This window comes from Acinetobacter nematophilus (assembly GCF_026344175.1).
In the GTDB taxonomy this organism is placed as follows: Bacteria; Pseudomonadota; Gammaproteobacteria; order Pseudomonadales; family Moraxellaceae; genus Acinetobacter; species Acinetobacter nematophilus.
Genome location: NZ_JAPKMY010000001.1, coordinates 110,955 through 137,560, shown reverse-complemented (window position 1 = coordinate 137,560; position 26,606 = coordinate 110,955). Strand labels below are relative to the sequence as shown.

Here is a 26,606-nt window from a genome sequence, read left to right as displayed (position 1 = left end):
CAAGCGGGGGCAAAGACCTCGCAGGATTTCATATCTGCGTGAATTTTTAAAATAAAACATACTACTACTTCTCAGCAAAATAAGGATTGGAAAAAGTGCTTTTATGGCAGTCTCAAGTAAAGGTCAAAACGTAAGTAGAAAGGGGCTTTCAGATGTTTTTGGGGTTGCTTTAACTACGGTTGATGCTTGGGTTAAAAGAGGTTGTCCAGTAGTAGTCCGAGGTCATGGAAAAGGGAGTGAATGGCAATTTAACACGGCTCAGATCTCCCAGTGGCTTCAGGATCAAGCGGTAGATAATGCGACAGGTGGTATACCTGACAATAAAGATGAATTAGAACTACGAAAACAAAAAGCAGAAACCGAACTGGCAGAATTAAAACTAGCAAAAGAAAAAGGTGAGGTGGCATTAATTTCAGAGTTTGAACGTGCCCAATCCATTGCTTTTAGCATTATTCGATCAAATATTTTAAACATTCCGCAACGTGCGGTTTTGCAGCTATTAGGTGAAACAGATGAGCGCACATTTAAAGAAAAATTAAGAGCTGAATTGGTTTTAGCACTCGAAACAGTCGCAGACTCAGATATTGAGGATGATGAATATGAGTGATTTATCAATCTTCAGTAATTTTGAGTCTGTCGTAAATTCTCTTAGACGCTCAATGTCTTTCTTAATGCCTCCACCTGACATTAAGCCAAGCGAGTGGGCAGAGAAAAATATCAAAATTCCAGTGGGTAACGCCATACCTGGTCCCATAAATTTTGATAATGCACCTTATCAGCGAGGAATGCTGGATGCTATCAAAGAATATGGTGTACGCCGTGTCACATATATGACAGGTGCTCAGTTAGGTAAAACAACAATTCAGCAGTGTGCAACAGGCTACTTTATCGAACATGAGCCAAAGTCTCAGATATTTGTACAACCTACTCAAGGGGATGTGCAAACATTTTTAGAAACTAAACTTCGACCGATGATTGAAGCGAATAAATCAATTTCTAAAAAAATGGCAAAGCCAAGAAGCCGCGAAGGTGTAAATAACAGCCGTATGATTTCTTATATCGGTGGTTGGTTGATGTTTTCTTGGGCTGGTTCTCCTAAAACATTGCGTTCAAGATCTGCACCAGTGACACATGCAGATGAAATCGATGGCATGGAAGCTACAAGCGAAGGTGATCCAATTGAGTTACTGTCCCAACGTTCAGCAACATTTGGCGATCAAGCTTTAAGAACTGAATCCAGTACACCCACAGTTAAGGGGGCAAGTCGTGTAGAAACGGCATATTATAACGGTGACCGCCGTAGGTACTATGTTCCGTGTCCTCACTGTGGTGAAGCACAATTTTTAAAATGGGAAAATGTGACTTGGCAGGGGCGAAAATCTAAGAATATTCAAGATGCCCGAGAAGATTTAGAACAAACACATTTAGTAGAAACAGCAGGCTATAGGTGCGAATGTTGTAATGAGATTTGGACAGATGGGGAGCGTATTGCAGCCATCCGAAATGCAGAGAAAAACGGTTATGGCTGGAAAGCAGAATTACCCTTTAAAGGTCATATCAGTTTCCATGCCCCGGAGATGCTTTCAACATTCCGAAAAATGCGAGACATTGTTCAATCCTATTTAGATAAATTGGCTTTGGATGATTTACAGGTATTTGTAAATGTATCTTTGGGTGAAACCTATGAGGAAAATGCAGATAAGGTAGATCCTGATTCTTTGCAGGCACGAGCTGAGGAATATAAAGCGATCGTTCCGCTAAATGGTGTGTATCTCACTTGTGGTGTCGATATGCAAATGGATCGTTTAGAACTTGAAATTGTCGCATGGGGACTTGGCGAGGAAAGTTGGTCTGTAGATTATCGTGTGTTGTGGGGTGATCCGCTGGGCGAAGAAGTATGGGAGCAATTAGACGATGTTCTTGCTGAAACTTATTTGCATGAATCTGGCTCACAATTAACTGTATCGGCAACATGTCTGGATACTGGTGGTACTGCAGGGTGTACACAAGCAGCTTATGAATACGTTAAAAATCGCCGTAATAGAAAGCTTTTTGCAATCAAAGGGCGGGGTGGATGGGGCTTACCCATTGTTCAAACTCCACAGCGAAAGCAATCAGGTAAAGATAAACGAAAAATTGATCTGTGGCTAGTTGGCGTAGACGAAGCAAAATTAATGGTTTCTCGCCGTTTGGAATCTGATCGAGTTGGACCAGGTTATTGTCATTTTCCTATTCAGCGCGAAACAGAATGGTACAAACAACTTACAGCGGAAAAATTGGTCATTAAATACATCAAAGGTCAACCAATCCGTGAATGGCATAAACCAGACCGAGCACGGAATGAGGCGCTTGATTGTCGTGTTTATGCATTGGCTGCTTTAAAAATTATGCAACCAAACTTTAAGCGGATTAAGGAAAGACTAGAACAACAGGATGTAAAACTAATTCAAGAACAAGAAGCAATACCTATAAAGAATGTGGCTAAGATGGTAGTACGGAAGAAGACGAATCAGAGTGGCAAAAGTTCAACGACTGTTGTTAAAAAGAAAAAAGTGTTTGGTAATCGTAAATAATGAATAGGTCAAAATTTATAGTATGATTAATTAGGCATATTTTTTTACTGTTAGAGATGAAACAAAAAGACATATTTAATGATTTAATCCTTGAGCTTATTGAGATTAATAATAATCAGAAAATTGATTTTAAAGATAAATTTTTTGGATCAATAAGCGCAGATAATGGGCGCAGTGTTTTTCTTAACAGGAACGCTTCTTCTTTGCTTAATAATTATATTAAAAATCTATATGAGAATTATTCTAACAAAAATAGAGTTGATTTTAGAACGTATGAACGAATTTCAGAAAGAGAAATTGCCAATACTATAACATCCGATCGTTTTCAAACTAATAATATAGATGAGGCTATAAAATCGATAAGAACAAGAATTGATGAAAAATTTAAAGACGTAGAGACAATAAAAACAACACATCATTTTCCTGCAACAACATTTATTAGTAAATTTAAAAAATCTATCAAGATAGGAGGTATTAGTATTAGGAGTTTAGAACAATGGCTACACGAAGTAGATTTTTCACCAGATTTATTTACATGGTATGAAAAAAATGCATCCGAAGATAAAAGCTGGAAATTAGAAGTACTAGAAGGATTAAAAAAAGAATTAGAAGTTGAGGAGATGAGTGATGTAGCGAAGACCGTTTATCAAATCATAAAAAATAATAATTCAATGGTATCTGTAGAAATAAAGGGCTACGAACCAATTCTTTCTGAAGAATTTGCAAGACAGATATGTAAGGCAGCACTTGATATGATTTCTCTAACCTTAAGTCATCAGAGTGTTTTTTATAATAATATTCTTCAGCTTGAAAGATTACCTGTTTTGAATTACGGTGAGTTTACTGAAAATAATGGCTATTTAAACTTACCATCTTCGGGTATCTCTAAATTGTTTGTGCCAATATTTGATGAAGAACAATATGACCATGCATATGATTTAATTAATGAAATGTTGGAACCATATTCATTTATAATTAATGGAATATTAAGTCCAGAAATAACGAAATATCCAATTTTAACCAGTAAATGGGTGTTTGCTCTCAATTGGTATGCTGAAGGAATGAGAGAGTCAAATGATGCTATTGCGGTCGCAAAGCTAGCTAGTTGTTTAGACACTCTTAGTTCAAGTGGAAAATATGCTGGTATAAAGCAAGTACTTCGCAATGTGTATAATTCGGATGATAGTTATTGTTTATTTGGTGATAAAGATTTAAACCCAATTACTATCCATACTTTTGTTAAAAGATTTTATGATGATAGTAGATCGAGAATACTACACGGAACAATTAAGAATATGCTTGAATCATTTGCAGATGATCGAAATAGACTCGCTGATGTGGCAAGATGGGTATTGTTGGACCTTGCTAATAAATTAAGCGTTTATGACGGAGATGATGATGAAAAGGCATTTCGCACTATGAAGTATAATGTATAAAGCACTTTCAAGTGCTTTTTTATCAATACTAATTATACAGAATTATAAATATTACTCTTTTGATTCACATAATCTGAGTTATTAATTCATGTATCTGTTTTTGTATCATTTCTACAGTCATGATTATAACTGATACAATCCGCTATAATCATGAAAAAATGAATAATGAAAAAATTTTAATGATTATCGAAGATGGGCATAACAGCTCAGTTTCGGTAATCATTTTTTATGGTATTCCCACAAAAAATCACAGCAGGCTTAACACTCAAGCACATTATAAATTTGACAGCATATCCAGCCTCCTTATGGGCTGTTAAAGCTTATTTGCGCGGACCATCAAGCATAGATATTAGTGCTGAGAAAGATGGAAATCTCCACGTTTTAAACGTATCTGCTGATGTCACAAAAAACTATAAATCAGGCTATTACGGTTTTTCTTTACGTGCTGTCAATAATTATGGCGAAGTTGAAGAAATTGAAGCGGGTTCTGTTGAAGTCATTACAGATTTAGCTGCGGTAACTGGTCAAGTTGATACACGTTCACATGCTAAAAAAACACTTGAAGCATTAGAAGCTGTAATCGAGGGACGAGCATCATTAGACCAGGAACGCTATCGATTAAATAACAGGGAATTATTTAGAACACCTTTAGATACCCTTATAAAATTACGAAATCAATATCGCGCTGAAGTATCAAGAGAAATTGCCAAGGCAAGTGGCAAAAGTATTTTTGGTAAAGTCGTGCGTGTGAAATTGGGGTAAATGCTCATGTTTGGATTGAAGCGAACCATACCCGAAACCCCTGATATTTCTGCATTACCAGAAGTTAAGATCAATAATGACTCAATAAAAACAAGAGCTGGTCGTGTATTTCAAACTGCGAGTCGAATGTTTAAAGCTGGGGTTACAGATCGGCTTACTTCTAAATGGTCATCTTCGCCTTTACCTGCAGATTTAATCATTGAGCGTTATCAAAAGATTATTGTCGCACGGAGCCGTGAGCAATGCGCCAACAACGATTATGGTAAGCAATTTTTACGCCTCACCCATCAAAATATTGTAGGTCCACAAGGTGTCACACTTCAGGCACAAATAAAAAACAGTGCTGGAAAACTCGACAATAAAGTGAATGACTCTATTGAGCAGGCTTGGGAGCAGTGGGGCAAGAAGTCTATTTGTGATATTCAAGGGAAGAAATCTTGGCGCTCATTGCAAAGAGCTTGCGTCATATCCGCTGCCAAAGATGGAGAATTTTTTATAAGAATTATTCGAGGTCAAGAAGCTGGGCAGTATGGTTTTGCCTTACAAATTTTAGATGCCCAACGTTGTCCGGTGCATTATTCAGATAAATTATCAAATGGTAATTTCATTCGTCAAGGGATTGAATTCAATAAATTTGGTCGCCCGATTGCTTACTATTTTGATGCCTCTACCGAACAAAATGCTCAATATAAATATGGATCTGCAAATTACATCAAAGTGATGGCTGAAGATGTTATTCACGGTTTTTTAGATGACATTGTAGGGCAAAAGCGCGGATTACCTTGGACCGCAACCAGTTTATTTCGTATGAAGCAATTAGCGGAGTTTGAAGATTCAGCCATTGTCAATGCACGTGTTTCAGCCAATAAAATGGGATTCATTCAGTGGCGTGATGGTCATGGTCCGGACTTTGATGCAGATGAAGGGGATGAGATTCAGGTTGAATCACAGGCAGGCGAGGTGCCTGTTTTACCTGAAGGTGCTGAATTTAAAGAATGGTCCCCTAATTACCCCACTGGGGAATTTCTTCCATTCCATAAAGCCATGCTGCGCTCAATGGCAGCGGGTATGGGGGTGCTTTACAACAATCTCGCATCCGATTTAGAAGGTGTGAATTTTTCAAGTATTCGACAGGGCACATTAGATGAACGTGAACACTGGAAAGAATTACAGCAATGGCTGATCGAGTCATTAGTTGAACCTGTATACAACGCATGGCTTGAATATTCTTTGCTAAAAGGCGTCATCAAAAAAGGCAACATTCCACTCAAAGCGCTTGATCTGGAACGATATAAATCTGTGTCTTGGCAACCTCGCCGCTGGGCTTGGATTGATCCGTCCAGTGATGTGGCAGCCGCGGAAAAGTCTAAAAACAATATGCTGACTTCACCCGGTGCGCTGATTAGAGAGCAAGGCAAAGACCCGCAAACAGTATGGGCAGAAATCGCAAGGGATACCAGAGCAATGATTGATTTGTTGGTAGATCAAGGCATTACAAAAGAAGTTGCAGAAGAAATGGTTTTAACAAGTATGGGTAAAAAACAAGTTGGCGCTGTTGGGCGACCAAAAGAGGGTGTTTAATGAAAAAGTCTAAGTTATCAACTTCAATTGTGTGCGGGTTGCTTGCTGGTGCGTACTTTAAACGTGATGCATCTCAAACAAAGCCATTGCCTGATTTTAATAAAGATAAATTATTCCGTTCTTATGTGGTTGATGATTTTAAGGTAGACATTGATAAGCGCACAGTAGAACTTTCATTTTCAAGTGAGGCAGAAGTTGGGCGTTGGTTCGGTGTTGAGATCTTGGATCACTCTCAGGGCGCAATTGATTTCAGCCGCTTAAATGCTCGTGCACCATTTTTACTTGATCATAATTCTCGTGATCAAGTTGGTGTGGTGGAGAGTGCCTGGCTTGATCATTCTCAACGTAAAGGGCGCGCTTTAGTACGATTAAGTAAGTCGTCCCGCGGAGAAGAAATCCTACAAGATATTGCAGATCTAATTCGTACTAATATCAGTGTGGGTTACATCATCAAAAAAGCAATTCTAAAAGAACAACGTGAGCATGAAGATGTTTATCTGATTACAGAATGGCAACCTTATGAAATATCATCGGTTTCTATTCCCGCTGATACATCCGTGGGTGTTGGGCGTTCTAATGAAAAAGTGAATAATGAAAACAATTTACCCACTCAGCAAAATGAACCTATTGAAGTTAAAACTCAAGTCAATCAGCAAAGAGCGTTATATATGAATTGGGATCATTTTACAGACAAAGACGGTAATTACTGTCGCCAACAGCTCAATGATAAAGGTGAGCGTTTTGGTGCAATTGAGATTCTTCGCAAGGCTGAAGATACAGCGACACGCGGAGCAGAACAAGAACATGCGCGAACACGTGAAATTTTAGAATTGGGTAAAAAATACAATATGCCTGAATTGGCAGCTGAATATATTGGTCAACGAAAATCACCAGCTGAATTTCAAACTGCAATTTTAGACAAAATGCATGAGCGCCAAGGCAAGCCAATTACTGAACAACCAAAATCCAATAATGCAAATATTGGTTTAACTGATGATGAAACACGCCAGTTTTCATTATTCAGAGCAATTCGAGCTTTACGCCCTAACGCAAGTATGGCAGAGCGTGAAGCAGCTGCATTTGAGTTTGAGTGTAGCGCAGCAGCAGAAAAAGCCTACGGACGTTCAGCTCAAGGAATTTTAATACCCGCTGATGTATTAAGCCGTTCAATCCCTCAAAATCAGCAACGTGCTTTTGATTTGGGGGGTGGCGCTGGTGCAGGTGGGAGCCTGTTAGGTACTGATCACCGTGGGGATATGTTTATTGATTTATTGCGTAGCCGCACCACGATTATGCAACTCGGTCGTCATATGTCTGGCTTGGTGGGGAATGTTGAAATTCCAAAAGCGACAGGTGGAGCTACCGCCTATTGGGTTGGTGAAGGTGATGATGTACAAGGCAGCAATCCAACTACAGGTCAAAAAGAATTAAAGCCTAAAACCGTTGGTGCTCGTGTTGATATTACACGTAGCTTAATGCAACAAAGTTCACCAGATGCAGAAAGTTTGGTATGGGACGATATTAACCAAGCTTTGGCTTTAACCATAGATAAAGCGGGTTATTACGGCACAGGAACGGACAAACAACCGTTGGGCATTAAAAATATGTCAGGGATTAATGCGGTTCCTTTTGCCGCGGCAAATCCGACTTATGCAGAAATTGTCGACATGGAAAGTCAAATTGCTGCGGATAATGCAAGTGTAGACCGTATGGCTTATGTCATGAACTCATTAATGCGCGGACATTGCAAAACAAAGCCTAAGTTCGGCACTGGAACTGAAAGTGTTATTTGGGAAACAGGTGGCACAGTCAACGGTTATCGTACAGAAATCACCAATCAGATTGAGGATGGGGATATTTTCTTTGGTAACTTTGCAGATTTAATTATTGGTCTTTGGGGTGGATTGGATCTCACACTAGATCCTTATTCATTAAGTTCAAGTGGTGGATTACGAATTGTCGCTTTCCAAGATGTAGATTTTGTATTGCGTAATAGTGAGTCTATTTGCTACGGCAAAAAAACACCTTAATTCAACTATTTAAAGCTATCGAGAGGTGGCTTTTTAGATTCAAATACCAGGATATTAAAATGAATAAAGTATTGATTAAATTAACCGCAGCAGTCGTTATTGAGGGTGTTATTCGCCGTGCGGGTGAAGAAATTGAGATCAATGAGCAATTGGCAAAAGAATTGCTTTATCGGGGGCGTGGCACCTTAGTTGAATCTAACAATGATCATGAAGATGAAATCGATTTGTCTAAAATGACAAAGGCTCAACTGATTGAATTTGCAAAGTCTGAATATGATGTCGAATTGGAAAACAGTTTGACCAAAGAGCAGATCATTGAAGCTATTCAATCCGCTGCAGAGGAATAAATATGCCTTCACCGAGTTGGGAAAATTTAGACGTATTTCTACAAAAAGATGATAAGGGCGGTTTCGCCATAACCGTCACTATCGAATTTTTGGATTGTTCACCCAATCGAAATATTACGGGTATTTTTGATGAACCCTATCTAAATGCCCAACTCGGTGAATATGAAGTCGATGCAATTGAGCCACGCTTTACCTGTAAAGAAATTGATGTTTTCGATGTTAAGCAAATGGATCGTTTGATTTTGGATGATGGGCGTACCTTTAATATTATGACTTACCCTCAAAGGGATGGTACGGGGCTTTGTATCTTAAAGTTAGAAGAACGAGATGATTCACTTTGATATTAAATCTGAAGGCATTGAGGCAATCGTTGCTGAACTTGAACCCTCGGAAAACCAAGCTAAAGTTGCTCTAAAACGTACTTTAAACAAGATGGCGAAATGGATGAGTACCCGATCAGTCAGAGGTTTAAGCAGTGAACTGGCTTTGACTCAAAAAATACTCAGACGTCGTTTAAAGAAAAGCACCATCGTTCAATCAGATTCAGGATTTTCAATACGGTTGTTTTATGGGTTGAATGATATTGCCTTGATTCACTTAAACCCAAGACAAACACAAAAAGGGGTAACAGCCAGTAAGCGGAAAGTGGATGGGGCTTTTATTTCTAAGCGTAAAAATCAAGTTTTTAAGCGGACAGGTAAAGCACGTTTACCTATTGAAAAACAGGTTGAAATCATTAAGCCACAAGCTGATGCATATCTTGAAGGTGTTGAGTTTAATTCAGTTGAATTTCATGAACAATTTTTTAAGACATTGGAGCATGAATTAAAATGGCAGATGAAATGGATGGGGTAGATTTATTCAATCTACACGCAACAATAGTTAATAAACTTCATGAACAATTTCCAAAGTTTAAATTGATTGAGTTTTATCGATCTGAAGAAGAACGTAAGCCGCCAACGCTGAATGAACTCCCGGCATTATTCCTAGAAATGGATTTTGAAATAAATCTTGATGGGGATAGTGGATCTGAGCAACTTCCATTGATCGCAAGAGTTGAAGCCAGAGTGATTGACAGCTTTGAAAGAAAAAACTCTAAAATCAATATTCGTTCTTTAGCGGCTCAAGTTGCTTATTATATTTTTAAAAATAAACGCTTCCATGCCTATAACGGATCGACTGCCGTTGGATCAGCCACATTGGATACACTGACCCAAGATCATTTTTACCCAAGTTTAAAAAGTTATGAAGTATGGCGTGTGGATTTCTCAATTCCAATTCTCATAGGGGAAAATATTTGGAAGCAGATTGGTGAAACCCCGATCCCTGTTTATAGCTATACGCCTGATGTGGGTAAAGGTCATGAGCAAGATTACAAGGAGGTTGAGCTTTGAGTTACGCCAATGCCAATATGGATCGAATGTTAGGTGATTTAATCCGCTATGGGCGCATTGAGTCTGTTGATTTTGAGACGATGACAGCAGCAGTGGATTTCGATGGGTTACTTGTTACAGGGCTTGAATGGGCTAAATCCCGCGCGGGCGATGATCGTTCAGGCAATGCACCCAGTGAAGGTGAGCAAGTCTGTGTACTTTCGCCCAGTGGGGATATAGCACAAGGGGTAATTGCGTTTTCAATCTCACAAGAGAATTTTCCGAACCCCAATAAAAACGCTAACCCTAAAACAATATATGTGGATGGTACTTATATTGAATATGACAAGCAATCACATACCTTGACCGTCGATGCATCTCAAGCAAGTGGAAAAATAATTGTTAAATGTAGTCATGTTCAGATAGATGCACCAGATACCACATGTACAGGAAATTTATCTATAGGTGGTGCTTTGGCTGTAACAGGCAAATCTACAATGTCTAGTGATGTGAGTTTTACTGGTGCTTCAGTGACACACAATGGAAAAAATATCGGCAGTTCACATACCCATAATAAAGTCAAAAGCGGTGGTGAAAATTCGGGTGAGGTTAACTAATGGGAATGAGTCGAATCCACGGTCGTGAGCTCACGGGTATTGAGCATTTAAGACAAAGCATTGTTGATATTTTGACTACGCCAATTGGCTCAAGAGTAATGCGCCGTGAATATGGTTCTCGATTATTTGAATTGATCGATGCGCCAACAAATCGAGAAACATTAGTAGATATATATGCAGCTGTTGCTGAAGCCTTAAATCAGTGGGAAGACCGCTTGCAGTTAGAGCAAATTGATATTACCAGCGCAACCAAAGGGCAATTGGTTTTAACCCTTACAGGTAAATATTTGCTTGATGGTAAGGCAATTAAACTTGATGGGATTGTAATAAGGTAGGTGGAAAATGACAGGTATTAATTTTGAATATTTAACACCGCCAAAGTTAATCAAAGAGCTGAGTTTTGAAGAAATTCTTTCTAAACGAAAAGAGGGATTTATCGCGCTTTACAATCCTGAAGATCGTGAAGAAATTGAAAAAACTTTAAAACGTGAATCAGATCCAGTCACGAAATTATTGGAATATTGCGCTTATTTAGAATTGATATTCTGCCAGGAGCGTAACGAGGATGTTAAATCCTTATTGGTGATGTATTCAACAGGATCGGATTTAGAGAATTTAGTTGCTGACAGAAATATAAAACGATTAGTCATTAGTTCAGCAGATAATACAGTTACGCCGCCAATGCCAGCAATTATGGAAACTGATGACGATCTACGTTATCGCTATATTTTGGCGATGAACAGTTTAAGCGTTGCAGGTCCATCATCTTCATATAAATTTTTTGCACATAGCGCTGATGGTCGTGTGGGGGATGTGTCTGTAGTCTCTCCACCAGATAAGCCGTATTTCTTGGATATTTATATTCTGCAAAATGATTCTGAAACTGGGGCGGCATCTCAAGAATTAATTGATATTGTTCAACTCGCTTTAAATGATGAAAGTGTCAGACCAGTTTGCGACCGTCCTACAGTGCATTCTATTGGTATTGTAAATTATGACATTCAAGCAAAAATCTATGTGGCTCAAACTGCTAAAAATAGTACCTTGTTGCAGCAAGCCAGAGAAAATTTAAACAGCTATATCAGAGATCAGCGCCGTATCGGTCGCTCAATCCGAAAGTCTGCAATCTATTCAGTTTTACATATTTCAGGTGTGGAACATGTGGAAATAATTTCCCCGGTACAAGACATCATTATAGATTCGTCTCAAGCGAGTTATTGCACAAATATTGATATACAGGCTGAGGTTTATGAATGAAAAAATTATTGCCTTCAAACTCAACAGAACTTGAATACAATTTAGCAGAAATTCTAAGCAATACATTTAAAATTGAGCCTCGATTGAATGTATTGATTAATATTGATTCTGTACCCGATCAATTCTTAAATTTTCTAGCGATTCAACATTCTGTTGATTATTGGCGTGATGACTGGACGCCATCATTAAAGCGCGCAATTTTAAAACAGTCTTTCAATAGACATAAAATCAAAGGGACACGCAAGGCTATTTTAAATGCCTTAGTACCTTTCGGATATGAATCAAAAATTACAGAGTGGTGGCAAACCGTTCCGCAAGGAATACCAGGTACTTTCTATTTAGAGTTAGATCTCAATGGGCGTGAGCTAAGTGAAGAAGTGTATAAGGAAGTGGATCGGTTAATTTTAGAAAATAAACCTGCAAGCCGACCACTGACAAACCTAACAATCAATGTTCAACCTGTTTGTATTCCGCGTGTTGCGGTTGGTGTACATGGTGCGGAGACAGTCACAATTTATGTAGAGTAATCGTTCAATGGCAACAGTGTATAAAGGCATATTAACAAATAACGGTAAGGCACTTATTGCAAATGCCACAGTCAATAATAAAGTTAATTATTCACATATTGCCCTTGGTGATGGTAACGGTTCAGTTCCCACACCTTCTGAAACACGCCCAGCTTTAATCAACGAGAAAGCTCGTATCGCTCTCAATGTTGTTGAAATAAGTAGTAGTAACGCCAATCAAATTGTATGTGAAGCAATCATCCCAAGCAATGTAGGGGGTTTTTACATTCGCGAACTTGGGTTATATGCCGGCACTACCATGGTCGTAAACTCAAACTACCCGCCAACATATAAGCCACTTGCTGATGAGGGTGGGGCGCGTGAAATAAATATTAAACTTATTATCAATGTTCAAAATGCTGAAGTGATTGCACTGTATCTTGATGACTCGTTAATTTATGCAACACGTGAATGGGTAAATACCAATTATATTCGTCGTAACGAAATTGTTGATAATCTGATTATTAATGCCTCGAATAAGCCATTATCTGCAAATCAGGGCAAAGTTTTAAACGAAAAAAAAGTTGATATTGGAAAGTCATTTTCAGATTCATTTGCGAAAGATGTTGATTATTACCAAGACGAACAAACAGAGCAATATTTCAAATCTTTCGATGATTTTCCACTTGGCTCGCGTGTTTTAATTGCTAAGAATTTAAATTTAGTTAATGCACCGAATCTCGGAGATCTATACATTTATGTTGAAACAAAAACGACATATACGAAAATCAATCCTGGTCGAGTACAAATAGCGCATGGCTATGCTAATGGTTCTATTGCTGTACGCTCTGCATCTACAAATGCCCCTTATGGCGAATGGAAATATATTGCAAATACTACAAGTAATGTAGCATCAGCAACGAAACTGCAAACTGCTCGAAATATTACAATTGCAGGCGATGCAAATGGTACGACTTATTTTGATGGGACGTCTAATGTAACTATCAATATGATATTGGCAAATGCTAATACCAGTGCCGGGACTTATGGAGCGAACTCATTACAAATTCCCGTTTTCACTGTTGACAATAAAGGACGAATTACTAGTGCCGGCAATAGAATTTTGCCTTCAGCGTCAACGACAGTGCAAGGAGCCGTACAACTAAACAATACATTAACTAGTACGTCTATAACTGAGGCACTTACAGCAGCGCAGGGCAAAGCATTACAAGATGGTAAATTATCAAAAACCACTCAAATTACCAGTGGCGACCTAAATAATTACAATGAACCAGGACTGTACTGGTGTTCAACGGATGCCCAAGCCCAAACGATTTTAAATGTAGCTACACCTTACGCCTTTTCATTGTTTGTCGAAAAGCATGCTGGAACAAAGCAAACGTTTACTGAATACAACACGAACCGCACTTTCATTCGACGTTTTTATAATGGATTGTGGACATCTTGGAAAGAACTCGCTTTTACCAATAATCAGACTTTTACTGGATCTAATAAATTCACTGGGGACGTCCAAGTAGAAGGGCAAATATATGCACAAAAGTTTAGAGGTGAAAATGATTTTTGGTTTACATCGAATGATGAAAGCACCGCAAAAAGACTACTATCAGGTGGCTTACTTGTTTCTGATGGTTATTCCGATGCAAATAAAATCCCCAATTTAGGTATTTATTCTAAAGGTCTGATTCAAACTGCAACGGGGTTTAGTAGTTCAAGTACTGAAGTGAATATTTTTCATACTATTTCAAAGCGGTATTTGTATTTACATGGTGAAGCTTGGGGATGTTATTCACCTCAAGGTATTGTTCCACTTTTAATCGAAAATGGGGGAACAGGTTCAACTTCATTGGCAGGTGCTAAAACAAATTTACAGATAAATCGATTAGCTCAAGATCCATCTGTTACATCGATGTATGCACCAACTACAGATTCAAGAATAGTCATTACTGATAATGGATGGGGGGTCTGGAGTGTAAATCCTAATTTTAACGCTGCATTATCAACAGCTCATGGCGGAACGGGAAATACACAAGGAATAGCACCATCAGCAAATAAGTTACAAAATGCAAGAAATATCAACAATGTACTTTTTGATGGTACTGGCGATATTAATATTTCAGCACCTATGCTTTTTTTAGGTAATGTAAATTCTTCAAGTATTAATAATGCAATCAGTGATGGTTTTTATCTGGCTGCAGATGTAAATATTTCAGGTCTTTATACGTACGGTATTTTAGAAGTAAGAGTTGCAGGAAATACAATCCATCAAACTTATTATTCACATAACGACAGCCTGAATGGATCTGTAGCGGTGCGTCAAAGTTGGGGTGGAAATGGTGCATTTACGCCTTGGAGAGTTCTCGATAGTCATGTTGCTGAAGTTTCTCCCATTCCATTTGCTGGAGATGCCATTCCTACAGGTTACATCGCTATGATGGGACAAGCAATTTCGCAATCAAGCTACCCAATTCTATATTCTGTATATGGTGCCAACTTACTGGATATGCGTGGTGAATTTATTCGAGGTTATGATGCTGGCCGTGGTGTGGATTTATGGCGTGGTTTACGGACTTGGCAAGGTGATGCTATAAGAAATATAACGGGGAAATTTTCAGGCGGTTTAGGTGATCGTTCTGAAGGCGCATTTTTTCAAAACGGAGGGGGCAATAGACAATCTGGGGATACTGCACAACAAAGTGTTTTTAGTTTTGATGCATCAAGAGTTGTGCCAACAGCATCCGAAAATAGACCGCGAAATGTGGCGTTAAACTATATTGTACGGGCGATTTAACCATGAGTATTAAATTTTCAGAAAAAGACCAAGTTATAACAGTTTATTCTTATGATTCAGAGATGATTTTTTGTGGATCATTTGAATATAAATGGTTAAAAGATACTGGGCTTGCTGCAAATAGCACGGACATTAAGCCACCCAAAATACCAAAATCAAAAATTGCTGTTTTTGATTTAAATACACAAAAATGGTCAATTGTGAATGATTATCGCAATATGACCGCTTACAACATTATTGATCAAAGTGAAGTCAAAATCGATTATGTGGGTGATATTAAAGATGGGTTTACATTACTAAAACCAAAGTCAATTTATGAAACATGGTTAGACAACGCTTGGGTAGACCAAAGAACAGAAGAAAAAATTATCAGTGACGAAATAGCATTATTACCGCCATTGACAAGAAGACAATTCAGACTAGCTTTAGTTCAAAATGACTTCGATCTTTCTTATGTTGAGGAAAAAATCAAAAGTATCGATGATAAAAAGCAACAACAAATAATTCAGATTGAGTGGGAAGATGCTCAAACATTTGAAAGAACCAGCACAAGCTTAAAAGTTATGGCAGATATATTGGAGTTAGATGATCAAAAAATTAATGAGCTATGGCAATACGCGATGACCTTGTAAGCAGGGTAATTCTCAATTTCTAGCTTGTCATGAACCTGTGAAAAAGTGAATAAGGAAAAGAATCACAATTTATTCAAGAATGAATCCAAAATCTAAATATGATTATGGATTTATTCATGACAGACACTTTCATTCACGGTATTGAAAACGTCACTGTAGATGATGGCGTAAGACCAATTACCACAGTGCGAAGTTCAGTAATCGGATTAATCGGGACCGCACCCGATGCAGATGAAAAACTTTTTCCCATCAATACACCAGTTTCAATCGCTGGATCTCGAATCGAAGCAGCAAAGCTTGGTTCAACTGGTACGTTGCCTGATGCTATTGACTCTATCTTTGATCAAATTGGCGCTTTGGTGGTTGTCATTCGTGTTGCAAAGGGTGTGACTGAAGCTGAGACACTTGCCAACGTTCTAGGCGGAGTAGATGCGAACAACGGGACTTATGAAGGTGTTCATGCATTTCTTGCTTCTGAGAACATCTTAGGGCTTGTACCAAAGATTTTAATCGCACCAGGTTTCACACATACACGCACAGAAGGTAATTCCAATGCTGTAGTCGCTGAATTGGTTGGTATTGCTGAACGACTAAAAGCTACAATTATTCCAGATGGTCCGAATACCAATGATGCAGATGCTCAGGCTTATGCGAAAGATTTTGGCTCAAAGCGTATTTATCTGGTAGATCCAAAATCCAAAAAAGTTGGTTCAGAAGGCACATTAGTTGAATCATTCTCAAGTGCTCATGTTGCAGGTCTAATTGCAAAATCTGATAGTGAGCGCGGTTGGTGGTGGTCACCTTCGAATCAGGAAATCAATGGTATTGTCGGCACAGTTCGCGCAATAGATTTTCAAATGGGTGACGCTAATTGTCGTGCGAATATCCTAAATGAAGCAAAAGTAAATACAATCATTCGCCAAAACGGTTATCGTTTGTGGGGAAACCGCACGTTATCAGCCGACTCTAAGTGGCAATTTTTATGCGTGGTGCGTACTGCTGATATGATCGATGAATCATTAAAGGCTGCACATCTTTGGGCTGTAGACCGTGGTATTACTAAAAATTATGTGAGTGATGTGGTCGAAGGTGTAAATAGTTATTTGCGCTATTTAACGAACATTGGTGCAATTTTAGGCGGTAAATGTTGGGCAAATCCTGACTTAAATACCCCTGATCAAATTAAATCAGGAAAGATATATTTTGATTTCGATTTCACCCCAGTTTATCCAGCTGAACACATTATTTTCCGTTCTCATCTTGTAGATGATTACATCAAAGATATTTTTGCGTAAGGAGGTTATATGACAGGTGTAGCAGCAGATATTCGCAAAAACTGGAATATCTTTATTGATGGTAAAGGGTATGCGGGTAAAGCAGATGAATACAATCCTCCTGAGTTGGAAGAAGAAAACGAAGATTATCGCGCGGCAGGGATGGACGCGGCAATTGATATTCGCACAGGTATGAAAAAGTTAACTTCTGACTTTACTCTAAATTCACATAGCCGAGATACTTTGGCTTTGTTCGGTGTAAAACAAGGCAAATCTACAACTGTGATTGTTCGTGAAGCAATGGAGAGTTTCGACGGCACTGTCACTGCTATTGAACACACAATGCAAGGTAAGGTTGTAAAAATTAGCCAGGGTAAAGTTAAAGCCGGTGAATTACCAAAAGACAAATATGATATGTCTTTAACTTACTATAAGCAGACCATTGCTGGAAAAGTCATCCATGAGATTGATGTGATTAACATGGTTCGCATCATTGATAGTGTAGATGTTTTAGCTGATATTCGAAACGCAATTGGGATCTAAAAATGACTGAAAAAAATCAACTTCCAGAATATTTAAAAGAAACAGCAACAGGCGATTTTGAAATTACATTTGCCAAGTCACTTGATATTGATGGGGCGAAAGTGGGTGTAATTGTAATGCGTGAGCCTACAGTACAAGATTTGCTTGCTGCAGAAATGCAATCAAAGGGTCAATCTGATGCGGTTCAAGAGATCATGATGTTTTCAAATCTTTGTAGTGTTACACCGGATCAAATCAAGGCAGCGACATTAAAAGATTATCGTCGCATTCAAGAGGCATTTAAGCTTTTTACAACATGAGCGCAGAAGTCGCAAGATCTTATGTGCTCGGTTTAGCCTCACACACTTCATGGTCAAAATCTGAAATTTTGGCAATGAGAGTTTCAGAAATAATTTGGTGGTGTGAGGGGTTGCCTGAAGATGACAAATAACCGCTTTCGAGCGGTTTTTTAATGAAAAACTGAATAATGATAAATTTTCAAAACAAATAAAAAATAGTGAATCAGATTCTAAAATTGTTTTGCTATGTCAAATAAGAAACTCAATGCAGTTATTACGATTGGAGGGGCATTATCAGGTTCCTTTAAATCTGTAATGAATACCACAAAGGGCGAACTTAATAAAATTGGCTCGGAAGTCAATCGACTTAAAAAAACTCAAAACCAATTGGGCGACTCGATCAAAACTTTTGGTGGAATGGGTAAGAACGTTGATAATTTACGTTCACGTTATAGCGCCGTTACAGCCGAATTAAAAAAATTAGAATCGCAACAACGTAAGTTAAATTCGATCGAGAAAGCTAGACTAGAAAACAATGAAAAACTATCAAATCTAAAAGGGCAATTAGGATCTGTTATTGCTTCGACTGTAACTGTCGGTGTCCCGGTTAAATTGGCAATTGATTTTGAATCCGCAATGGCAGATGTAAAAAAGACCTTTAGCGGTACTGATCAAGAATTTAAAAAGATTAGTGATGATGCTTTGATGCTATCAACGCGCCTACCAATGGTCGCGACTGAAATATCTAAAATTATGGCTGCAGGTAGTCAGTCGGGTATTAAAGCCAATGAGCTTACTCGATTCGCTGAAGATGCAGTCAAAATGGGAGTGGCGTTTGATACCACAGCAGATATTGCAGGGCAATCTATGGCAGAGATGCGTACCGCATTTCGCATGAACCAGGATGAGGTTGTAGAGCTTGCCGATAAAATTAACTATTTAGGCAACAATACACCAGCTGCAGCCAAAGCCATTATGGATATTGTTCAACGTATTGGTCCATTGGGTGAAGTTGGGGGCTTTGCGTCTGGTTCAATTGCTGCACTCGGTGCGACTTTACGTGGTATGGGGATTTCCGAGGAAATTGCAGCAACAGGGATTAAAAATACTATGTTGGCTTTGGTTGCTGGTGAGTCAGCCACGAAAAGCCAAAAAGCTGCATATGCAGAATTAGGGCTTGATTACAAACGTATTTCGAAACAAATGCAAATTGATGCCAATGGCACAACATTGGAAGTTTTAAAGTCTGTTTCAAAACTTGAAAAGCATAAACAAGCAGCGGTTTTATCCAATTTATTTGGTAAAGAGTCTTTGGGCGCAATTGCACCACTTTTGACCAATATTGAATCATTAGAAAAAAATCTAGGGATGGTTGCAGATAAAAGTAAATACGCTGGATCGATGGCAGCGGAGTATCAGGCACGATCTGAAACAACCGCCAATTCAATTATTCTCTTTAAAAATAGTTTATCTGCATTAGGCACAATTATTGGAAGTGTGCTCTTACCTTATATTACGGCTGGTGTTGAGAAGCTTGGAACATTTGTAGTTAAAGTGATTGAGTGGACCAAAGTAAATCCAGAACTTACAAGCACAATTGTAAAGGTGGTTGTGGGTTTAACAGCTTTAAAAGTTGGGTTGATTGCCGTGCGCCTTGTGTCATTGCTTTTGAGATCCAGTATTTTGGGGCTTGCTGGTTCTTTTATTCGATTGCTTGGAAGCAGTAGCGGATTATCAAAAGTGTTCAAAAGTACAGGGCAAGCCATATTGGGTATGAAAAACCCACTTGGTATCGCAAGAGCTGCTTTTTCATCATTCGGACCCGTATTAAAACAAATTGGATTTGCATTACTTCGGACGCCCTGGGGCGCTGTTGCAGCAGTAGCAATTGGGGCTGGTATTGCGATTTACAAAAATTGGGATCGAGTAAAAGCTTTCTTTGCAGGTTTTTGGCAAGGCTTAAAACAAGGTATGGAACCTTTTACTAGTGCTGTATCTGAGTTAATTGCTTCTGTGCCAATCCTGGGTAAAGCGTGGGATCTGGTGAGCACTGCGGTTTCTAAAGCATGGAATTGGTTTAAAGAATTACTCACACCAGTTAAGGCGAGTAAAGAGGATATAGAAAAAGCGACCTCAGCCGGGCAAAGATTTGGTCAATTGGTGGGCGGTGCAATCAATGCAGTTTTGGCACCACTTCGCATGATGATTGATGGTTTTAAGCGTATATTAGATTTTGGCGGTAAAGTTTTTGACTTAATAGGGAAAATTGTAGGTTTTGATCTAGGTTCAAAAGTTGCAGAGGTTAAATCTATTTCGCAAATACCGCTTGCCCAGCCAACACCGCCAAAAACTACAGCATTACCATTCCCAATGAAGGTCCCAAAAGTTGAAATGCCGAAAGCTTCATTTGTAGGTGAGGGATTTGCAAGAAAATCTAATTTTGAAGCCGATAACATTCCTGAAGCAATCAAACCATTTTCAAGCAGTAAAAATTCGGACTTGAGTCAACCCGCTCGAATTAATAAATCAGATCAGCGCGAACAGGTAAACCACAATTCCTTTTCATTTACGATCAATGCCGCACCTGGTCAAAATCCAAAAGAGATTGCTCAAGAGGTGATGCAAAAGCTGAAACAACAACAGGGCATTCAAGAACGCAATTCAATGATTGATTGGGGGTATGCACAATAATGTTAGTTTATGGATCTTTCGTCACCATGATGCGCCTAGGTGATTTCAAATTTGGAATCTATACGGCAGCCTACCAGGAATTAAACAGAACAACACAATACCAGTGGGGCGAACAGTCAGTTTTAGGGGATTGGGATAATCTTCAGTTTTTAGGACCCGGACAAGACACAATGACTTTAACTGGTGTGATTTTTCCTGAATGGAATGGCGGCACAAGGCAGCTTGATAATTTACGAGGATTAGGCTCATTGGGTAAGCCTCAATTATTGATTAACGGTTCTGGAAAAGTTTTAGGCAATTGGATTATTACAGAAGTTTCAGAGGGGCAGAGTAAGCACGCCGCATTTGGTGTACCGCGCCGTCAAGAATTTATGATTAATCTTAGAAAGCATAGTGATGTAATGGGAAGCTTGGGGCTTGCAAATATCATTCGCGGTGCAATTGGGAGATTATAAGCATGGCTCAATATCAAACTAAAGCGGGCGATACAGTAGATTATATTGCCTATAAGTATTATGGCCACACTAAAAATAAGGTGGTCGAAAATATTTTTAATGCCAATCCAAGACTATCGGCAATGTCGCCAATATTGCCAGAAGGCGTATTGATTGAGTTACCAGAACAAACTAGCACTCAAATTTCAACGAATACAAGGGTTAAACTATGGGATTGAAACCTAGTTTTAGTGTGGTCGCAAATGGTAATGATATAAGCAATGTGATCTATCAATTATTTGAATCAATCACGGTGACTGATAAAACCGGCATTGAGTCAGATTCATGTGAGATTAGTTTGATCGATGACCCTACAAACCCAATTGATATGCCTGTAAAGGGCGCAGAGTTAAAAGTTTCGATGGGCTATGATGGTGAGCTTCAAAACATGGGATTGTTTATTGTTGATGAAGTTGAGTTATCAGGTCCACCAGACAAAATGATTATTCGTTGTAGAGCTGCAGTCCAAACCGAGAGCAAGGCAGGCAAAACCTCCTTACAGACTCAAAAGAGCAGAGTGTGGGATAAGGACATTACTGTTGAGGGCGTTGTCCTTAAAATTGCAACTGAGCACAATTTAGAATACTTGGTGAGTGATTCATTAAAATCAGTCAAATTGCCACAAATAACACAGTCAGATGAATCAGATTTATCATTCTTGATGCGATTATCTAAACGCTATGACGCGGTGTGTAAGCCAGCTGGCGGCAAGTTATTATTTGTAAAAAGAGGTGAGATTGATTTAGGTACAGTCGAACTAACACGCTACCAAGTTTCAAACTGGTCAATGGTGAGTAGTTCAAGGGATAGTGCTGGTACTGTTATCACCTATTGGCATGAAAAAAACAAAGCAAAAAAGAATGAAGTGAAGTTGGGTGAGGGCGAACCAGTTAGAAGATTACGACATACTTATCTTGATGAAAAAAGTGCAAGAGCAGCTGCTCAATCTGCGCTTGATTCATCTAAGCGTAACGAAGATAAAGTTTCTATTGAGTTACCTGGTGATCCATTGCTTTCAGCTGAAGCAAAATTAAGTCTTTCAAGTTTTAGATCTGGAATTGATGGTGACTGGTTGATTGATTCAGTCACTCATTCAATTGATAAAACTACTGGTTTTGTGAGTTCGTTGGAGGCTGTTAAGAGTTTGGATGTTGAGAATTAAAAATTGTTTAATACATATGCAAAATATTACTTTGGTCAAAAATTGTACCAAACATGACCAAAGTTCTAAAATTATATAATTCATTGTTTTTATGCTTATTCAAGTTTGCCTTTGTGATGGATTTATACAGAATAAGGCTTAAATAGCTACAATTTTATTGTCGATATATCCAATAGGATAATGGCCTAAATAATATAACTCAGCAATAAACTCCCATTTTTGACCTAATTGTAAATATCTTTCAGTCATTAACTGTCTGAAACAGAAACAAATTGAATCACGAGCTGCTAGACTAAAATCATGCGGAGGTATTATGAACAACTCCTTATTCATGTCTCTTGTTGCATTTAAAATTTTTTTATTAATACATTTTCTCAAATTCAATAATTCTGGTGTATTCTTTTGTTTTTTGTAAAATGGGTCTTCTTGGGAAATACTTGATGGTAACCATCTAAGTTTGTTGTATTTTCCCTGAAAGTCCTTGTCTGAATGATTCAAAAAAGCTTTATCTAAATTTTCAATTAAAATAACTCTATCATCATTGATATTGTTAATTCCCATTTTAGAAAAAAAATTAGTATTTTCAATTTTTCTTAAATCATCATTGATATCAAACATGAACTCACCCAAACTTTTATAAGGCTCAAAGGAAATTTTTTAATCCTTTCTTGTATTCTAACCTTCCTAATAAGACTAGGCTACTATGTAGAATATTGTATTGATAAGTTGGAAAATCATGATTTTAAGGAATTTCCTCCCCCGCCTTTTTATGATTCTTAAAGAAAGGGAGAAGTGAAGCTAAAGCACTATCAGCTGATGGACACGCAGCTGATGCAGAAAGATTGAGCGAGGAGTGGCTCTATGAGTGAGGGCTTTATCTGTTAGCTAGACTCTTTTTATCAAGCGATAGCATAAGACAACTGCTAAAATAAATGCATAAGCAATATTCCAGCCTTGGTCGCCGAATACACCATAATTATAAAATAATGCTGGCGCTATCATTGAGTAAATAACAACAACACAAGCAACAAACCAAGAAATACTAACAATCATATAAAAAAGCCTTTAGATTTTTTAAGTACAACGCTTATATTGCTTAAATTAAAAATACATTATTTTAATAAATTTAGCTTTTCCGACGAACGGTTATCCAACCTCTAGCAATCCACTCCAACTAAGATAATTCTGTGTCAACTTTTCCCTCTCGAATTACGAGTATTATGATAAATGGATTTAAATTTTAGGATTTTAATATTCATACAAATCCCTTAAAATTATTTTTTTAAATCTGATTTTCTAAGATGAAAAGATCAATATTTTTCTCAGTATTATTAACTTGTACCTTTTCATATGGCAAGGATGTTGAACAATGTGAAGGTATTGCATATGCAGCGGATACATTGATGACTTTTCACCAAATGGGATCGGATGTAGATAAAGCTAAAGGTATTTATGCAAATATCTTCAAAGAGGAAGGTCAAATTTTCAATCAGATAGTAGATGAAGTGAAGAAATCAACTGTTTATACCAATGAGGAAGAAGCAGAGAAAGCCGTAGAAGACTTTAAAAATAAATGGAAAAACTATTGTATAGAAAACAATATAAAGTAATCATCAATTGAATTGATGATCTTCAAAGTGATTATAATAATTCTTAGACAACATATCTTGACTCATAGACCACTCTCGATATTCGAAATAACATGGACCAGAGATACTGGCTTAGCCAAAACTACTTTAGCGATTTTTATAAAGATGGTAGAATTCTTTAAGCAAAAGAATAAAAAATAGAGTGATTTTAATCATTGCGTTACAGGTTGCGTTACAAATATTTTTATAAATAAATTAGTTTATATTTATCAGTGTTTTGAGTGCTTATTTAGAAGAGCGCTGGGCGTACCATCTTGCTGTTCCTCCTTGTTCCAATTTGTCTCAAAACCCTTTATATTAAAAGCATCTAGACATTCTTATTGTCTCAGTTTGTCTCAGTTTGTCGCAGTTTGTTCCTCTGTATACCCTCAAAATAAGGGTACATTTGGGGGTATGCTGTAAAACCTAATAAAAATGTACCCTCAAAATGGCAAAATTAATAGTAAATCTGACAGATACAAAGCTTAGAGCGGAAATATCAGCTCAAAAGAAAGCCCCTGATAAAGTTAAAAAGTTATCGGATGGGAATGGCTTATACTTATATATAGATAAGAAGTGCGGGACCTACTGGCGCTTTGACTATGTTCGCCCAATCTCAAAAAAGCGCGCAACCTTAAGCATAGGTGTTTATCCTGAAATTACTTTAGCTATGGCTCGAAAGTACCGTGATGAATACCGTGAAATGCTCGCAGATAACCGCGATCCATCTGTTGAAAAGAAGCTTGAAGAAGATCAGGCAAAAAATGCACTTGCAAATACATTTGAACAAGTAGCTCGTGAATTTATGAAGACTGAAAGCGTGATGCCTTCAACCGCTCAATGAATGCCGATATTGTTGCGAGATTAGAAGATAGTTTTATAAGAAATGATAGTTCAGCACCTACAAATGCTGATGTTAAAATCTTTCATTTAAAGCTAAAGAATTTGAAGATGAGCTTGAAAGAAATGCTGACCAGAAATGTAGCACTCACAATGCTTATATGAATGGTCAAGCGCGAATTATCGAAGATAGATATAACGAGATGTTTATTGATACTTATGATTTGTATAATAAGTATTTTTCAATTAAAAACCCACTTCAAGGTGTAGGATCGTGGGAAGGGCATATTTATAGATATGTGCAAGTTGAACAACCAATTTTGCGTCAACGAATCCTAGATGCTGTTTTAGCAGGGTGTTATGAAACTCCAAGCGCATATAGATGGAAACAAAAATCACCACCACCTAAACCTGGTGTTCACTCACCAGGGTAAAAATATGATTAAGCTAAATGTAATTGAGCCTTCAAAAGGGCAACCTATTAAAACAATTTATTTCATTGATGCGATGAATTATTGTTTTCGTATAGCCTATTTTTTAGGTGAAAAATTAGTTTTGGATCAAGTTCAGGAGTTTAATAACTCTAAGCAAAAAACTAGCGAAACTTTATATAATGAAAACTATGAAGTAATTGCTTATCAAGAATATCTTTTCGATGTTAATAGTAAATTTTATGGCACAAAAGATTATGAGGTAATTAATGGTCAATTTAAAAAACTAAATACCATGCTAGTTGAGATTGTATCCAAAGAGAATAAGCACATAAAACAAAAATGGCTAAACGGCTTTGATCAATGTGTTTATTTCACAGAGGTAAGTAATCAACAAGAATTTCGATATGTTAAATCAAATGGAGAAGTGATTGATGATGATAGCCTCCCTTTCTTTTTGAGTGTTAATAAGCCATTAGAATTTTATGATATTAGGGATCAATACCTAAATAAAATTGTAAATGAAAATAGTTAACCACAGTCTAGAAAGAAGGTTAAATGTTTGTGTGTCCGAATTTCGGACATTCAAACCAAAATCATCTCCAAGAAGCAGTTGAAGCCAAACAAACTGCTGCTGAATGTAATACATATCTAGGAATAATGGGGCAATAGTATGAACTTAGAAACTTTATTTAATCAAATAAAGATTGAATTTCAGGATGTTACATTGGGTGATGCTTACACACTTCCAGAAGAAGACTATGCAGATACTAGCTATTGGCATTTCGATAAACCGCATACTGACTTAAATTTAACTGAGGAAGAATGGATTAATCAAGAAATCCATTTTATTGATACCGGTAGTTGGCTTCCAGAGGATCGTCAAGAAGCGATTGATGCAATTAAAGAAAAAAGAAGAATGTTGAATCGTTATAATGACCCATTTGAAATACCTTGTGTTTATCTGGAACGTTGCGCTACAGGATTTAGTTTTTTAGCACCTCAAGCATATTTATTTTACACTCCTGCAATTATGAATTGTGTTTTAAATGACGCTGATTTCAATAATAATGTAAAAGATCCTCATATATTGTTTTCAAATAGCTTTTCATCATGGTCATCTCGTTTGAAAAGAGCCAATAGTTATAGGTTGATTTCAGAATTATTAGCTTATTTTAGCAAAAGACAAATTGAATTATTGATTGATTTCTTAACTCATATCTCAATTGTCGAAGGTGAGTACGATGAGGTTGCTAACCGAATCAATGATGTTGAATTAGCGAATATTAATCAGTCTATAGATAATATTAAGCTATTAGAAATTAATAATGCTTAGAATTCT

At 37.7% G+C, this 26,606-nt stretch carries 29 protein-coding genes; 28 read left to right on the top strand and 1 reads right to left on the bottom strand.

Annotated features, from left to right (window positions below; translation table 11 throughout):
* Positions 1-103: 103 nt before the first annotated feature.
* From OSH00_RS00665 to OSH00_RS00555, 23 genes are all read left to right on the top strand, one after another.
* Positions 104-607, top strand: coding sequence for a terminase small subunit (locus OSH00_RS00665; RefSeq protein WP_266128813.1), 504 nt, complete (start codon positions 104-106; stop codon positions 605-607).
* Positions 600-2,573: a phage terminase large subunit family protein gene (locus tag OSH00_RS00660; protein WP_266128812.1), complete on the top strand. Its 1,974-nt coding sequence runs from the start codon at positions 600-602 to the stop codon at positions 2,571-2,573. The genes OSH00_RS00665 and OSH00_RS00660 overlap by 8 nt, the downstream gene beginning before the upstream one ends.
* Before the next feature lie 56 nt (positions 2,574-2,629).
* On the top strand, positions 2,630-4,009 hold the full coding sequence (locus OSH00_RS00655) for a HEPN domain-containing protein (protein WP_266128811.1): 1,380 nt from the start codon (positions 2,630-2,632) through the stop codon (positions 4,007-4,009).
* A gap of 228 nt (positions 4,010-4,237) precedes the next feature.
* On the top strand, positions 4,238-4,771 hold the full coding sequence (locus tag OSH00_RS00650) for a hypothetical protein (RefSeq protein WP_266128810.1): 534 nt from the start codon (positions 4,238-4,240) through the stop codon (positions 4,769-4,771).
* Positions 4,772-4,777: 6 nt separating this feature from the next.
* Positions 4,778-6,352 (top strand): phage portal protein, encoded by a 1,575-nt coding sequence (locus OSH00_RS00645; RefSeq protein ID WP_266128809.1) that lies wholly within the window; start codon positions 4,778-4,780, stop codon positions 6,350-6,352.
* Positions 6,352-8,382, top strand: coding sequence for a phage major capsid protein (locus OSH00_RS00640; RefSeq protein WP_266128808.1), 2,031 nt, complete (start codon positions 6,352-6,354; stop codon positions 8,380-8,382). Before OSH00_RS00645 ends, OSH00_RS00640 begins: the two co-directional genes overlap by 1 nt.
* Before the next feature lie 59 nt (positions 8,383-8,441).
* Positions 8,442-8,729 (top strand): hypothetical protein, encoded by a 288-nt coding sequence (locus OSH00_RS00635; RefSeq protein ID WP_266128807.1) that lies wholly within the window; start codon positions 8,442-8,444, stop codon positions 8,727-8,729.
* A 2-nt stretch (positions 8,730-8,731) separates the two neighbouring features.
* Complete coding sequence (locus tag OSH00_RS00630; RefSeq protein ID WP_199995352.1) at positions 8,732-9,070, top strand: head-tail joining protein; 339 nt, start codon at positions 8,732-8,734, stop codon at positions 9,068-9,070.
* Positions 9,057-9,584, top strand: coding sequence for a hypothetical protein (locus OSH00_RS00625; protein WP_266128806.1), 528 nt, complete (start codon positions 9,057-9,059; stop codon positions 9,582-9,584). The genes OSH00_RS00630 and OSH00_RS00625 overlap by 14 nt, the downstream gene beginning before the upstream one ends.
* Positions 9,560-10,123, top strand: a complete 564-nt coding sequence (locus OSH00_RS00620; RefSeq protein ID WP_266128805.1) for a hypothetical protein — start codon at positions 9,560-9,562, stop codon at positions 10,121-10,123. Before OSH00_RS00625 ends, OSH00_RS00620 begins: the two co-directional genes overlap by 25 nt.
* Complete coding sequence (locus OSH00_RS00615) at positions 10,120-10,719, top strand: phage baseplate assembly protein V (protein WP_266128804.1); 600 nt, start codon at positions 10,120-10,122, stop codon at positions 10,717-10,719. Before OSH00_RS00620 ends, OSH00_RS00615 begins: the two co-directional genes overlap by 4 nt.
* Positions 10,719-11,054 carry a GPW/gp25 family protein gene (locus tag OSH00_RS00610; RefSeq protein WP_100884823.1) on the top strand — a complete coding sequence of 112 codons (336 nt, stop codon included), beginning with the start codon at positions 10,719-10,721 and terminating at the stop codon, positions 11,052-11,054. Before OSH00_RS00615 ends, OSH00_RS00610 begins: the two co-directional genes overlap by 1 nt.
* A gap of 7 nt (positions 11,055-11,061) precedes the next feature.
* The gene (locus OSH00_RS00605; RefSeq protein WP_266128803.1) at positions 11,062-11,976 is read left to right on the top strand and encodes a baseplate assembly protein; all 915 of its coding nucleotides are present in this window, start codon (positions 11,062-11,064) and stop codon (positions 11,974-11,976) included.
* Positions 11,973-12,503 carry a phage tail protein I gene (locus OSH00_RS00600; protein WP_266128802.1) on the top strand — a complete coding sequence of 177 codons (531 nt, stop codon included), beginning with the start codon at positions 11,973-11,975 and terminating at the stop codon, positions 12,501-12,503. The genes OSH00_RS00605 and OSH00_RS00600 overlap by 4 nt, the downstream gene beginning before the upstream one ends.
* Positions 12,504-12,510: 7 nt before the next feature.
* On the top strand, positions 12,511-15,291 hold the full coding sequence (locus OSH00_RS00595) for a phage tail-collar fiber domain-containing protein (RefSeq protein ID WP_266128801.1): 2,781 nt from the start codon (positions 12,511-12,513) through the stop codon (positions 15,289-15,291).
* Between the two features lie 2 nt (positions 15,292-15,293).
* Positions 15,294-15,923 carry a hypothetical protein gene (locus OSH00_RS00590; protein ID WP_266128800.1) on the top strand — a complete coding sequence of 210 codons (630 nt, stop codon included), beginning with the start codon at positions 15,294-15,296 and terminating at the stop codon, positions 15,921-15,923.
* A gap of 116 nt (positions 15,924-16,039) precedes the next feature.
* Positions 16,040-17,218: a phage tail sheath subtilisin-like domain-containing protein gene (locus OSH00_RS00585; RefSeq protein ID WP_266128799.1), complete on the top strand. Its 1,179-nt coding sequence runs from the start codon at positions 16,040-16,042 to the stop codon at positions 17,216-17,218.
* Positions 17,219-17,227: 9 nt separating this feature from the next.
* The gene (locus tag OSH00_RS00580) at positions 17,228-17,740 is read left to right on the top strand and encodes a phage major tail tube protein (RefSeq protein ID WP_100884829.1); all 513 of its coding nucleotides are present in this window, start codon (positions 17,228-17,230) and stop codon (positions 17,738-17,740) included.
* Between the two features lie 2 nt (positions 17,741-17,742).
* Positions 17,743-18,039: a phage tail assembly protein gene (locus tag OSH00_RS00575; RefSeq protein ID WP_199995343.1), complete on the top strand. Its 297-nt coding sequence runs from the start codon at positions 17,743-17,745 to the stop codon at positions 18,037-18,039.
* Positions 18,040-18,264: 225 nt separating this feature from the next.
* Positions 18,265-20,709, top strand: coding sequence for a phage tail tape measure protein (locus OSH00_RS00570; RefSeq protein WP_266128798.1), 2,445 nt, complete (start codon positions 18,265-18,267; stop codon positions 20,707-20,709).
* The gene (locus OSH00_RS00565; protein WP_266128797.1) at positions 20,709-21,164 is read left to right on the top strand and encodes a phage tail protein; all 456 of its coding nucleotides are present in this window, start codon (positions 20,709-20,711) and stop codon (positions 21,162-21,164) included. The genes OSH00_RS00570 and OSH00_RS00565 overlap by 1 nt, the downstream gene beginning before the upstream one ends.
* A gap of 2 nt (positions 21,165-21,166) precedes the next feature.
* Positions 21,167-21,382, top strand: coding sequence for a tail protein X (locus tag OSH00_RS00560; RefSeq protein WP_266128796.1), 216 nt, complete (start codon positions 21,167-21,169; stop codon positions 21,380-21,382).
* The gene (locus tag OSH00_RS00555; RefSeq protein ID WP_266128795.1) at positions 21,373-22,365 is read left to right on the top strand and encodes a phage late control D family protein; all 993 of its coding nucleotides are present in this window, start codon (positions 21,373-21,375) and stop codon (positions 22,363-22,365) included. The genes OSH00_RS00560 and OSH00_RS00555 overlap by 10 nt, the downstream gene beginning before the upstream one ends.
* Positions 22,366-22,503: 138 nt before the next feature.
* Here OSH00_RS00555 and OSH00_RS00550 read toward each other — a convergent pair whose 3' ends face one another.
* A complete protein-coding gene (locus OSH00_RS00550) occupies positions 22,504-22,983 on the bottom strand; it encodes a hypothetical protein (RefSeq protein WP_266128794.1) in 480 nt (159 codons plus the stop codon).
* 683 nt (positions 22,984-23,666) lie between these two features.
* Here OSH00_RS00550 and OSH00_RS00545 point away from each other — a divergent pair.
* From OSH00_RS00545 to OSH00_RS00525, 5 genes are all read left to right on the top strand, one after another.
* On the top strand, positions 23,667-23,975 hold the full coding sequence (locus OSH00_RS00545) for a 3-hydroxybutyryl-CoA dehydrogenase (protein WP_266128793.1): 309 nt from the start codon (positions 23,667-23,669) through the stop codon (positions 23,973-23,975).
* Positions 23,976-24,441: 466 nt separating this feature from the next.
* Entirely contained in the window at positions 24,442-24,837 is a 396-nt protein-coding gene (locus OSH00_RS00540; RefSeq protein WP_266128792.1) for an integrase arm-type DNA-binding domain-containing protein, read from the top strand.
* Positions 24,838-24,994: 157 nt separating this feature from the next.
* A complete protein-coding gene (locus OSH00_RS00535) occupies positions 24,995-25,267 on the top strand; it encodes a hypothetical protein (RefSeq protein WP_266128791.1) in 273 nt (90 codons plus the stop codon).
* Between the two features lie 4 nt (positions 25,268-25,271).
* The gene (locus OSH00_RS00530; RefSeq protein ID WP_266128790.1) at positions 25,272-25,799 is read left to right on the top strand and encodes a hypothetical protein; all 528 of its coding nucleotides are present in this window, start codon (positions 25,272-25,274) and stop codon (positions 25,797-25,799) included.
* A gap of 138 nt (positions 25,800-25,937) precedes the next feature.
* Entirely contained in the window at positions 25,938-26,600 is a 663-nt protein-coding gene (locus tag OSH00_RS00525; RefSeq protein ID WP_266128789.1) for a DUF6714 family protein, read from the top strand.
* The last annotated feature ends 6 nt before the right edge of the window (positions 26,601-26,606 follow it).